This window comes from Enterobacter sp. 01-M-03-SI-ECC, from assembly GCF_047530215.1.
Lineage (GTDB): Bacteria > Pseudomonadota > Gammaproteobacteria > Enterobacterales > Enterobacteriaceae > Enterobacter > Enterobacter chengduensis.
In genome coordinates this window covers 1-12673 of record NZ_JBLKDA010000026.1, presented here as the reverse complement: position 1 = coordinate 12673, position 12673 = coordinate 1, and the positions used below count along the sequence as shown (strand labels likewise).

Sequence of the window (12673 nt, the reverse complement as noted above, 5' to 3'; positions counted from 1 at the left end):
TGTCATTCTATTGCGCCCACGATCGTTATCAACGGATTACAGCAAAAATGACAACATTGTCATTATCCTGTCACCCGGCAAACAGAGAGCGTTAGGTAAAGTACCCCTATCAATACTCTGGACTTCATTTGAACCATTTACCAGGTCTGCCTGGACGAGAAGCGTTATGTTCAAATTAAAATTACTCAGCATTAGCACGATATTCATCCTGGCAGGCTGCGTGTCGCTTGCGCCTGAATATCAGCGGCCCGCAGCACCGGTACCCCAGCAGTTTTCACTGTCCCATAACAGCCTGACGCCAGCGGTAAATGGCTATCAGGATACGGGCTGGCGTAACTTTTTTGTCGATCCCCAGGTTACCCGGTTGATCGGTGAAGCTCTGACTAATAACCGTGATTTGAGAATGGCTGCCCTGAAGGTTGAAGAGGCCCGAGCCCAGTTCAACGTCACGGATGCAGATCGTTATCCCCAGCTGAATGCCTCATCCGGGATAACATACAGCGGTGGTCTGAAAGGTGACAAGCCGACCACACAGGAGTACGACGCGAGACTGGAGCTCAGCTATGAGCTCGATTTTTTCGGCAAACTTAAGAACATGAGTGATGCTGATCGCCAGAACTACTTTGCCAGCGAAGAAGCCCGTCGGGCCGTACACATCCTGCTGGTATCCAACGTTTCACAAAGCTATTTCAGCCAGCAACTGGCGTACGAACAACTTCGTATTGCGCGGGAAACGCTGAAAAATTATCAACAGTCCTATGCTTTCGTTGAGCAGCAGCTCGTGACCGGGAGTACGAACGTTCTGGCACTTGAACAGGCGCGAGGACAAATCGAAAGTACCCGCGCCGAAATAGCCAAACGAGAAGGCGATCTGGCTCAGGCAAACAATGCCCTGCAACTGGTGCTGGGAACGTACCGCGCACTTCCGTCAGAAAAAGGGATGAAAGGCGGGGAGATAGCCCCAGTAAAATTGCCACCAAATCTGTCTTCACAAATTTTGCTGCAGCGACCGGATATTATGGAAGCGGAATATCAGCTGAAAGCGGCTGATGCCAATATTGGCGCAGCGCGAGCGGCCTTTTTCCCCTCAATTACCCTGACCAGTGGTCTTTCCGCAAGCAGTACGGAGCTGTCCAGCCTGTTTACGTCAGGAAGTGGAATGTGGAATTTTATCCCTAAAATTGAAATTCCTATATTTAATGCTGGCAGGAATAAAGCCAATCTGAAGCTGGCTGAAATTCGCCAGCAACAGTCGGTGGTTAATTACGAACAAAAAATTCAGTCAGCCTTTAAGGATGTTTCCGACACGCTTGCGCTGCGCGACAGCCTTAGCCAGCAACTTGAGTCACAGCAGCGTTATCTTGATTCACTTCAGATAACTCTCCAGCGTGCCAGAGGATTGTATGCAAGTGGTGCTGTCAGTTACATCGAAGTGCTGGATGCAGAACGTTCCCTCTTCGCTACCCAGCAAACCATTCTCGATCTTACCTATTCCCGGCAGGTTAACGAAATTAATCTGTTTACCGCGCTGGGTGGCGGTTGGGTAGAGTAAATTTATTTAATTAATCAGGAAATTAAAATGCGTAATTCACTTAAAGCCGTTTTATTTGGTGCCTTCTCTGTCATGTTTTCTGCCGGTCTTCATGCTGAAACACATCAGCATGGCGATATGAATACTGCCAGTGATGCTTCGGTACAGCAAGTTATCAAGGGCACCGGTGTCGTTAAAGACATTGATATGAATACTAAGAAAATCACCATTTCGCATGAAGCAATTCCAGCGGTGGGCTGGCCTGCAATGACCATGCGCTTTACTTTTGTTAATGCAGACGATGCTATTAATGCCCTGAAAACAGGCAACCATGTCGATTTCTCGTTTATTCAGCAGGGCAATATCTCCTTACTCAAAAGCATTAACGTGACGCAGTCCTGATTGGCTGTCCGGAGCGATTACATCCTGTGCGCCTGTACATTCACATAGGTATATGTGTGAGTTAACCGTCAGGCGCATATGCCAGGTGTTTTGATTTTTTAGCGGAAAATTGTATGGCTTCTTTAAAGATAAAATATGCTGCAATAATTATCAGCAGCCTCATAGCAGGGGGGCTGATATCGGTTACTGCCTGGCAGTATGTAAACTCAGCACAAAAGACAGAAAAAACAGAACAAAAGGCACCGGAACGAAAGGTGCTTTTCTGGTATGACCCAATGAAACCGGATACCAAATTTGATAAACCCGGAAAATCGCCCTTTATGGATATGGACCTGGTGCCAAAATATGCTGATGACAGTGGCGATAAAAGCAGTGGCGGGATCCGTATCGACCCAACCCAGGTTCAGAATCTGGGATTAAAAACGCAAAAAGTCACGCGAGGAATGCTGAATTATTCTCAGACAATCCCGGCTAATGTCAGCTATAACGAGTATCAGTTTGTTATTGTGCAGGCGCGTTCTGACGGGTTTGTCGAAAAAGTCTACCCCATGACGATTGGCGATCATGTGAAGAAGGGGACGCCACTTATCGATATTACCATTCCGGACTGGGTGGAAGCACAGAGTGAATTCCTTCTGTTATCCAGCACCGGTGGTACTTCCACGCAAATTAAAGGCGTTCTGGAACGGCTTCGCCTGGCAGGTATGCCGGAAGAGGATATTCAGAGACTGCGTTCTACCCGGAGCATTCAGACCCGTTTTACCATTAAAGCACCTATTGATGGTGTCATTACTGCATTTGACCTGCGCACCGGCATGAATATTTCGAAAGATAAGGTGGTGGCTCAGATTCAGGGAATGGACCCGGTCTGGATCAGCGCTGCAGTGCCAGAATCTATCGCCTATCTGCTGAAAGATACGTCGCAGTTTGAAATTTCGGTACCGGCTTATCCGGATAAAACATTCCATGTCGAAAAATGGAATATTCTTCCCAGCGTGGATCAGACAACCCGTACGCTTCAGGTCCGTCTCCAGGTTTCTAATAAGGATGAGTTTCTCAAGCCGGGCATGAATGCCTATCTGAAACTGAATACCAGAAGCCAGGAGATGCTGCTGATACCAAGCCAGGCCGTTATCGATACCGGCAAAGAACAGCGCGTGATTACTGTTGATGATGAAGGCAAGTTTGTGCCGAAACAGATCCACGTTCTGCATGAGTCACAGCAACAGTCCGGCATCGGCTCCGGCCTGAATGAAGGCGATACCGTGGTGGTCAGTGGCCTGTTCCTCATTGACTCTGAAGCCAATATTACGGGCGCACTGGAACGTATGCGCCACCCTGAAAAAACAGAAAGCAGTATGCCAGCAATGTCTGACCAGCCTGTAAATATGCATTCAGGGCACTGAGGAGACGACGATGATTGAATGGATTATCCGGCGCTCTGTCGCCAACCGTTTCCTGGTCATGATGGGGGCCCTGTTTCTCAGCATCTGGGGCACATGGACGATTATTAACACGCCTGTCGATGCCTTGCCTGACCTGTCAGATGTGCAGGTCATTATCAAAACCAGCTATCCCGGCCAGGCCCCGCAGATTGTAGAAAACCAGGTCACCTATCCACTTACCACCACCATGCTGTCCGTGCCTGGCGCAAAAACCGTGCGTGGTTTTTCACAGTTCGGTGATTCGTATGTGTATGTCATTTTTGAAGACGGCACCGATCTGTACTGGGCCCGTTCCCGCGTGCTGGAGTACCTGAACCAGGTACAGGGAAAACTGCCCGCCGGTGTGAGTTCTGAAATCGGTCCGGACGCCACGGGGGTGGGCTGGATATTTGAATATGCCCTTGTCGATCGCAGCGGAAAACACGACCTTTCAGAACTGCGTTCTCTGCAGGACTGGTTCCTGAAATTTGAGCTGAAAACCATCCCGAACGTGGCTGAGGTCGCTTCGGTTGGCGGCGTGGTGAAACAGTACCAGATTCAGGTCAATCCGGTAAAATTGTCTCAGTATGGTATCAGCCTGCCCGAAGTGAAACAGGCCCTTGAATCGTCTAACCAGGAGGCCGGTGGCTCATCCGTTGAAATGGCCGAAGCTGAGTATATGGTCCGTGCCAGCGGTTATCTTCAGAGCATTGATGATTTTAATAACATCGTCCTGAAAACAGGCGAGAACGGCGTGCCGGTTTATCTGCGGGATGTTGCCCGCGTGCAGACCGGGCCTGAAATGCGGCGTGGTATTGCCGAGCTGAACGGCCAGGGCGAAGTCGCTGGCGGCGTGGTGATCCTGCGGTCGGGTAAAAATGCACGCGACGTTATCACGGCAGTGAGGGATAAACTTGAGACGCTGAAGGCCAGCCTGCCGGAAGGCGTTGAAATCGTGACCACCTACGATCGCAGCCAGCTCATCGACCGGGCGATTGATAACCTCAGTTCCAAACTTCTGGAAGAGTTTATCGTGGTGGCCATCGTCTGTGCCCTGTTCCTGTGGCACGTACGTTCTGCCCTGGTGGCGATTATCTCTCTGCCGCTTGGTCTGTGTATCGCCTTTATCGTCATGCACTTCCAGGGACTGAACGCCAATATCATGTCGCTGGGAGGGATAGCGATTGCCGTCGGTGCGATGGTGGATGCCGCCATTGTGATGATTGAGAATGCGCATAAGCGGCTTGAGGAGTGGGATCATCAGCATCCGGGTGAGCAGATTGACAACGCCACCCGCTGGAAGGTGATTACCGATGCCTCCGTTGAAGTGGGACCCGCACTGTTTATCAGCCTGCTGATCATCACCCTGTCCTTTATTCCTATCTTTACCCTGGAAGGTCAGGAAGGACGTCTGTTTGGCCCGCTGGCATTCACGAAAACGTACTCCATGGCGGGCGCGGCCGCGCTGGCCATCATCGTCATTCCGATTCTGATGGGATTCTGGATCCGGGGGAAAATTCCTGCAGAGACCAGTAACCCCCTGAACCGGGTACTGATCAAAGCGTATCATCCATTGCTGTTGCGGGTTCTCCACTGGCCAAAAACAACCCTGCTGGTTGCGGCCTTGTCCATTTTCACCGTTATCTGGCCGCTGAGCCAGGTGGGCGGTGAGTTTCTGCCGAAGATTAACGAGGGCGACCTGTTGTATATGCCGTCGACCCTGCCGGGTGTCTCTCCGGCTGAAGCTGCAGCGCTCCTGCAGACGACGGACAAGTTAATCAAAAGCGTTCCTGAAGTGGCCTCTGTATTTGGCAAGACCGGTAAAGCAGAGACCGCCACGGATTCCGCACCGCTCGAAATGGTTGAAACCACGATCCAGCTCAAACCTGAGGATCAGTGGCGTCCAGGCATGACGATTGACAAGATTATTGAAGAACTCGACAGGACCGTCCGTTTACCGGGGCTGGCAAACCTCTGGGTGCCGCCAATCCGTAACCGTATTGATATGCTCTCAACCGGGATCAAAAGCCCGATAGGTATCAAGGTGTCCGGAACGGTTCTGTCCGATATCGATGCAACGGCGCAGAGTATCGAAGCGGTCGCCAAAACCGTACCCGGCGTAGTGTCTGCTCTCGCAGAGCGACTGGAAGGCGGGCGCTACATTGATGTGGATATCAACCGGGAAAAAGCCTCCCGCTACGGAATGACGGTGGGCGATGTGCAGCTGTTCATCTCATCAGCCATCGGCGGCGCGACGGTAGGGGAAACGGTTGAAGGCGTGGCCCGGTACCCGATTAATATCCGCTATCCGCAGGATTACCGGAACAGCCCGCAGGCCCTGAAACAGATGCCGATCCTGACCCCGATGAAGCAGCAGATCACGCTGGGCGATGTTGCGGATATTAAGGTCGTTTCCGGGCCGACTATGCTGAAAACGGAAAATGCCCGTCCAGCCAGCTGGATTTACATTGACGCGCGCGGCAGGGATATGGTGTCGGTGGTTAATGACATTAAAACGGCGATCAGTCAGAAAGTGAAACTGAGACCGGGTACCAGCGTGTCATTCTCCGGACAGTTTGAACTGCTTGAGCATGCCAACAAGAAACTGAAGCTGATGGTGCCGATGACGGTGATGATCATCTTCATCCTGTTGTATCTGGCATTCCGCCGGGTTGATGAAGCCCTGCTGATCCTGATGAGCCTGCCGTTCGCCCTGGTTGGCGGGATATGGTTCCTGTACTGGCAGGGCTTCCATATGTCTGTCGCAACCGGAACGGGGTTTATCGCTCTGGCCGGGGTGGCAGCAGAGTTTGGCGTGGTCATGCTGATGTATCTGCGTCATGCCATTGAAGCGCACCCGGAATTGTCCCGTAAAGAGACGTTCACACCGGAAGGCCTTGATGAAGCCCTCTATCATGGTGCCGTACTGCGTGTCCGGCCGAAAGCCATGACCGTGGCGGTGATCATTGCGGGTCTGCTGCCAATACTCTGGGGAACCGGTGCAGGTTCAGAAGTCATGAGCCGTATCGCGGCACCCATGATTGGTGGGATGATCACGGCTCCGCTGCTGTCCCTGTTCATTATTCCTGCAGCCTACAAATTAATCTGGCTGCGCAGACATAAAAAAAGCGTGTCCTGAACCTGAAAGGGCACCCCCTGTGGGTGTCCTTCTTTACTGATTCACCCTGACGTCAGGGTTTAAATCGATAATATACAGAGGTGAGTATGAAAAAAGTGGTTCTGATGGCGCTGGCTCTCGGCCTTTCACTGCCCGCGATGGCGAGTGAAAAAGTGATTGATATGTACAAATCTGAAAACTGTGGCTGTTGTTCCCTGTGGGGCAAGGCGATGGAAAAAGACGGGTTTGAAGTACGAACTCACGTCATGAATGATCAGGCGCTGTCAGCCCTGAAAGAAAAGCATGCTATTCCTGCAGGACTGCGAAGTTGTCATACCGCGGTTGCCGGTAATTTGATCATTGAAGGCCATGTGCCTGCGACAACGATACATAAGGCAATGCAGTCTGGTTCAGGTATATACGGTCTCGCCACCCCCGGTATGCCAGCAGGAAGTCCTGGAATGGAGATGGGAGCCCGAAAAGAGGCTTACGATGTTATCGCATTCTCACCGGATGGAAGTAAAAAAGTCTTCCAGCGAATCGAATAGTCAGCGGAACGGCTGATAACGGGACGCCGGTAGCAGGCACTCCTGTGCCGGCGATATTCGTGGTAATCGCATCCATGACATACCCTGAAGACAGAAGATGCTTCGGTATGCATAAGGAGAGTTACTGTGAAAAATGACAATGCAGTGCAACACAACAACCAGACTGCTTCTGAGCAGACATTATCCCCGGACGAGGGCCACGTATTGCATAAGGTGAGAGATCCCGTGTGCGGGATGGCCATCCTGCCCGACAGGGCGCACAGCAGCATTCGATACCAGGACCATCAACTTTATTTCTGCTCCGCCAGCTGTGAGAGTAAATTTAAAGCCCATCCCGATCGTTATCTTACCGAAGATGCCAGTGAACATTCCCATCACCATCACCACGATCATCACGAAGTCAGCCCTGATCAGATAAAATAGCCTCACCACCAGGCGGAAAAAGAGAATTCTGAAGGTGTGTGGACATGTCCGATGCACCCGGAGATACGCCGCAGTGGTCCCGGAAGCTGTCCTGTCTGTGGAATGGCACTGGAGCCGCTCGTAGCTACGGCATCCACGGGGCCGAGTGATGAACTTCACGACATGACAAGACGCTTCTGGCTGGGGTTGTTGCTGGCGTTTCCGGTTCTGGTACTCGAAATGGGATCTCATCTGTTTCCCGAGTTGAGGAATACAGTACCGCCACAGTACAACACATGGCTGCAGCTGCTTCTGGCCTCCCCTGTCGTGTTGTGGTGTGGCTGGCCATTCTTCGCCCGGGCCGGAATGTCGTTACGTAACCGCTCCCTGAATATGTTTACCCTTGTTGCAATGGGGACCGGCGTAGCCTGGGTTTACAGCGTCATTGCAACCGTCTTCCCCTCCTGGTTTCCTGCATCGTTCAGAAACATGGATGGCCTGGTGGCCGTTTATTTTGAAGCCGCAGCAGTTATTACGGTGCTTGTTCTGCTGGGACAGGTTCTTGAGCTGCGGGCACGGGAACAAACCTCAGGCGCCATTACTGCGCTTCTGAACCTTGCCCCCAAAACCGCCAGACGGCTGGATCATGACGGTCATGAAACGGATATTAATGCGGAAGATGTCCTGCCTGGCGATAAGCTCCGCATCAGACCTGGAGAGAGTATTCCGGTCGACGGTATCGTGATCGAAGGCAAAACAACCGTTGATGAATCGATGGTGACCGGGGAATCTATGCCGGTTACCAAAACGGAGGGTGACCCTGTCATCGGGGGGACCATTAATCAGACAGGGAGTCTCATCATCCGTGCAGAGAAAGTCGGTGATGAAACAATGCTCTCACGAATTGTTCAGATGGTCGCTGATGCACAGCGTTCGCGTGCCCCCATCCAGAGAATGGCTGACAGCGTTTCAGGCTGGTTTGTTCCTCTGGTGATACTTATCGCGGTTGTTGCTTTCGTGATCTGGTCTGTCTGGGGGCCCGAGCCCAGGATGGCGCACGGTCTCATTGCGGCTGTGTCGGTCCTGATTATTGCCTGTCCCTGCGCGCTGGGGCTGGCCACGCCGATGTCGATAATGGTGGGGGTGGGCAAAGGAGCCCAGGCCGGGGTGTTAATCAGGAATGCCGAAGCCCTTGAGCGTCTTGAAAAAGTGGACACGCTGGTTGTCGACAAAACAGGCACGCTCACGGAAGGTTCGCCTACGGTGACAGGGATTATCAGTCTCAATCCGGGTGGGGAAACATCTCTTTTGCGTGTAACAGCCGCAGTGGAAAAAGGCTCGCAGCATCCGCTGGGTATGGCAGTAGTTAAAGCAGCACAGGAAAAGGGGATCGCAATACCCGCAGTCACTCATTTCGATGCACCGTCGGGTAAAGGTGTCTCAGGCGATGTCGAAGGTCAACGGGTTGTTATTGGTAATGAACTGGCTATGCAGGAAAACAGTATAGTTATTGATAATCAAAAGGCCGTTGCGGATACGTTGCGGATGGAAGGCGCTACCGTTATCTATGTGGCCACAGACGGGGACCTTGCAGGCCTGATAGCTATCTCGGATCCCGTGAAAACAACCACGCCGGATGCGCTTAAAGCTTTGCGTCAGGCGGGGATCCGCATCGTTATGCTCACCGGGGATAACCAGCTTACTGCTGAAGCAGTCGCACGGAAACTGGGAATAGATGAGGTTGAAGCCGGAATTCTGCCGGATGGCAAAAAAGCAGTGATAACCCGACTGAAAGAGTCTGGCCATGTGGTTGCGATGGCCGGAGACGGTGTGAATGATGCCCCGGCGCTGGCAGCGGCTGACGTGGGTATAGCCATGGGAACGGGTACAGATGTGGCAATTGAAAGTGCCGGAGTCACCCTTCTCAAAGGCGACTTGATGATACTGAACAGGGCCCGTCATCTGTCAGAGATCACCATGAAAAATATCCGTCAGAATCTGTTTTTTGCATTTATCTACAACGCACTTGGCGTGCCTGTGGCTGCAGGTCTGCTTTATCCTGTGTATGGAATACTGCTGTCGCCAGTTATTGCGGCGGCGGCCATGGCTCTTTCCTCCGTCAGCGTCATTGTGAATGCGTTGCGTCTGAAAAGTGTCAGGCTCGGGAAATAACACTGAGTGAAGGGTCAGTTACGAACAGAAGGAGTCCAGTATGAAAAGTACCACCTATGCGCTTATTGCTGTCGCCGCGATCGCGGCATTTGCCCTCCTGCGCGAACACTGGTCACATGTGGCAGGTTACTGGCCATATCTGTTATTGCTGGTCTGCCCGCTAATGCATCTTTTCCACGGCCACGGAGGGCATGGAGATCATCAACATCACGGAAGTGAAAACGATAAAAAAAATTAATCCGGCAGACGGGGCCGCGTCGCGGTCCCGTTATCAGTCCAGGTATCGTTCGTAGTCTCTGGCATGCGCAAAGGCATGCTGTTCGAGTTTGTTATCAGCGGGTGCCGCTGCCCGGAACGCCAGAGAGTTAACAGGGTTGTTATTGATGACCAGCTCGTAATGCAGATGAGGACCGGATGAACGTCCGCTGTTACCGGATAACGCAATAGCACCTCCCCGTGTAACCCTGGCCCCTTTAGTAACGAGTATTTTATTGAGGTGGAGATAGCGAGTTTTAACACCGGCTTTTCCCGTTACTTCAACAAAATATCCCATGGTACTGTTGTATTCGGCCCGGGTGATTTTTCCGTCGATGACGCTGACTATTTTCGTGTTCATGGGCATGGAATAATCAATGCCATTATGGGGACTCACTTTTCCCGATACCGGGTTAAGTCTTGCAGGATTGAAAGGCGAACTGAGTCTTGCTGTGGCCGGTAACGGATAATCGAGACTGCCTTTCCCGGAAGTATCGGAAAGGTTATAGAACTTTTTATCTGATATACGATACGCCGTGTAATTAAATGAACCGGACGTAAATTTATAGGCCACGACACGTGATTTTCCCGCTTTCTTTTGCAGTACGAGTTTTAATGATTCATTTTTTTTCAAATGCCGCAGATTAAACCGGGAAGGCAAGGAGCGCTGAAGAGTAGCGATCTCGTTCGATTCCAGCCCCGAGCGGGTGGCTGAAAGGTAGGCATTTTCTTTTACGACATCGGTAGAATACATTTACTGGAATTCGCCGTTAGCATGAACACTGCGGCGTATGCTAGGGGTTTTCAGGAGGCGTGTCATCTGTCAGTTAATCGGGAGCACCGTTGATGGTCGTCATTTTTGTAACATATCTTGTTTCCCGTTTGCTCCTGAAGCTCTGGGAACTGTATGACCAGCCCGACGGTGATGATTAACGGGACTGAAACAGGTTACGGCAGAGCAATATGGGGCTCATGTCCTGCTACGTAACCCGTCAGTAAAGCCCTGCTGCGCACCTGACGCTAAGCACTAACCCGCCTGCAGTTACCTGGTCGAATACAGCCCGCGAAGCTTTCTTGCCTGCGTCTGATGTGCTTCCGCACCGGCATTATTGACCTGCTCATGCACGAGAGCGGCTTTTTCTCCGGCATTCAGTTCGTTAAAAGAAGAAGACGAGGTCTTTGAATTTGCATCACTGCCGGACAGCATTTTTTTATGTTCCTCAATCATTTTCTGATGCGCATAGGACGCGCTGTTGTTCATAAATGAATGAGCAACAATGGCCCTTTCATGTTCATTCATTTCAGAGAATGAGGGCGTGTTGTTTTTATTAACCCTGTCCGGTAAGTTTTCATGCGTCGAGGAATTCACATGACTGACGGCTGAGGCATTATTAACAAATCGATGTGCTTCATGGGCAATATCACTGGACTGAGCAAAAGCTGCCCCACAAAATAAAGCTGTAAACGCAGTGGTCGTGATTAATATATTCATGTGTAATTACCTTCTGAGGTACATAAAAGATGTCCTTATGATCATATATAAAAATAATCAACCTGTGGGGAAGATGACGTAAATGTAATACAGCTATGTACATTACACGATTGTAATGAATTTGTTTCTTAAGGTGTGCTAGATTCATTTCATTGTAAGTGGATGAACCAGTAATTTAATTTAAATCGGTTCTCGAATTCTGTCAGTAACCATACTTTAAATAAGGGAATGCGCATGCTGTTGAAAACGTCTCGACGAACTTTCCTGAAGGGGTTAACCCTCTCTGGCGTAGCCGGAAGTCTTGGCGTATGGAGTTTCAATGCGCGTTCCAGTCTGAGCCTGCCAGTTGCCGCATCCCTGCAGGGTACTCAGTTTGACCTGACCATTGGTGAAACGGCCGTCAATATCACGGGCAGTGAGCGTCAGGCCAAAACAATCAATGGAGGCCTGCCGGGGCCCGTTCTTCGCTGGAAAGAAGGTGACACCATTACCCTGAAGGTCAAAAACCGTCTTAATGAACAGACGTCCATTCACTGGCACGGCATTATTCTTCCGGCCAATATGGATGGTGTTCCGGGGCTGAGTTTTATGGGCATAGAGCCTGATGATACCTACGTTTACACCTTTAAGGTTAAGCAGAACGGGACTTACTGGTACCACAGCCATTCCGGTCTGCAGGAACAGGAGGGGGTATACGGTGCCATTATCATCGATGCCGGGGAGCCAGAACCGTTTACTTACGATCGTGAGCATGTGGTCATGTTGTCTGACTGGACCGATGAAAATCCTCACAGCCTGCTGAAAAAATTAAAAAAACAGTCGGATTACTACAATTTCAATAAACCAACCGTTGGCTCTTTTTTCCGCGACGTGAATACCAGGGGGCTGTCAGCCACCATTGCCGATCGGAAAATGTGGGCTGAAATGAAAATGAATCCGACTGACCTCGCGGATGTCAGTGGCTACACCTACACCTATCTCATGAACGGGCAGGCCCCGCTGAAAAACTGGACCGGACTGTTCCGTCCCGGTGAAAAGATACGCTTACGGTTTATCAACGGCTCGGCAATGACCTATTTCGATATCCGTATCCCCGGGCTGAAAATGACGGTCGTGGCTGCAGATGGCCAGTATGTAAACCCGGTTACCGTTGACGAATTCAGGATTGCCGTTGCCGAAACCTATGATGTCATTGTGGAGCCTCAGGGTGTACTGACCCCAAAAAGTTGGACAGTTAAACACGAGGCACATAGGTCTGGGTTCGATATTCAATTGGACTCAGACCTTTTAATTTCAGGCTAATTCTTCTGCTGTTGTAGTAGTCAATAT

Annotated in this window: 9 protein-coding genes and 2 pseudogenes; 8 read left to right on the top strand and 3 right to left on the bottom strand. The window is 51.0% G+C overall.

Translation table 11 applies throughout. From position 1 onward, the window contains the following. Nucleotides 1–166: 166 nt before the first annotated feature. The 7 genes and pseudogenes from silC to ACMWKK_RS20020 all read left to right on the top strand — a co-directional run bounded on the left by silC (nt 167) and on the right by ACMWKK_RS20020 (nt 9835). Nucleotides 167–1552, top strand: a complete 1386-nt coding sequence (gene silC / locus ACMWKK_RS20050; RefSeq protein ID WP_000475506.1) for a Cu(+)/Ag(+) efflux RND transporter outer membrane channel SilC — start codon at nt 167–169, stop codon at nt 1550–1552. Nucleotides 1553–1579: 27 nt separating this feature from the next. Next, on the top strand, nt 1580–1933 hold the full coding sequence (gene cusF, locus ACMWKK_RS20045) for a cation efflux system protein CusF (RefSeq protein WP_001246155.1): 354 nt from the start codon (nt 1580–1582) through the stop codon (nt 1931–1933). Between the two features lie 113 nt (nt 1934–2046). Further along, nucleotides 2047–3339: a Cu(+)/Ag(+) efflux RND transporter periplasmic adaptor subunit SilB gene (silB, locus tag ACMWKK_RS20040; RefSeq protein ID WP_000157620.1), complete on the top strand. Its 1293-nt coding sequence runs from the start codon at nt 2047–2049 to the stop codon at nt 3337–3339. Between the two features lie 10 nt (nt 3340–3349). Beyond that, nucleotides 3350–6496, top strand: a complete 3147-nt coding sequence (gene silA / locus ACMWKK_RS20035) for a Cu(+)/Ag(+) efflux RND transporter permease subunit SilA (RefSeq protein WP_000574029.1) — start codon at nt 3350–3352, stop codon at nt 6494–6496. A gap of 86 nt (nt 6497–6582) precedes the next feature. Then, the gene (locus ACMWKK_RS20030) at nt 6583–7023 is read left to right on the top strand and encodes a DUF411 domain-containing protein (RefSeq protein ID WP_000758228.1); all 441 of its coding nucleotides are present in this window, start codon (nt 6583–6585) and stop codon (nt 7021–7023) included. A 126-nt stretch (nt 7024–7149) separates the two neighbouring features. Next, a pseudogene (silP, locus tag ACMWKK_RS20025) lies at nt 7150–9597 on the top strand (Ag(+)-translocating P-type ATPase SilP). A gap of 40 nt (nt 9598–9637) precedes the next feature. Continuing rightward, nucleotides 9638–9835, top strand: a complete 198-nt coding sequence (locus ACMWKK_RS20020) for a DUF2933 domain-containing protein (RefSeq protein WP_000843494.1) — start codon at nt 9638–9640, stop codon at nt 9833–9835. Between the two features lie 33 nt (nt 9836–9868). Here the strand turns inward: ACMWKK_RS20020 and ACMWKK_RS20015 are convergent, their stop codons facing one another. Next, nucleotides 9869–10606: a peptidoglycan DD-metalloendopeptidase family protein gene (locus ACMWKK_RS20015; RefSeq protein WP_000287501.1), complete on the bottom strand. Its 738-nt coding sequence runs from the start codon at nt 10604–10606 to the stop codon at nt 9869–9871. Nucleotides 10607–10894: 288 nt separating this feature from the next. Further along, entirely contained in the window at nt 10895–11344 is a 450-nt protein-coding gene (locus ACMWKK_RS20010) for a copper resistance protein (RefSeq protein ID WP_001023257.1), read from the bottom strand. Between the two features lie 234 nt (nt 11345–11578). Here ACMWKK_RS20010 and pcoA point away from each other — a divergent pair. Beyond that, nucleotides 11579–12562: pseudogene (pcoA, locus tag ACMWKK_RS20005) on the top strand (multicopper oxidase PcoA); the annotation flags it as partial. Between the two features lie 16 nt (nt 12563–12578). Here pcoA and ACMWKK_RS20000 read toward each other — a convergent pair. Continuing rightward, nucleotides 12579–12673: IS3 family transposase (locus ACMWKK_RS20000; protein ID WP_135717608.1), on the bottom strand; the 95-nt coding region annotated here is incomplete at its 5' end.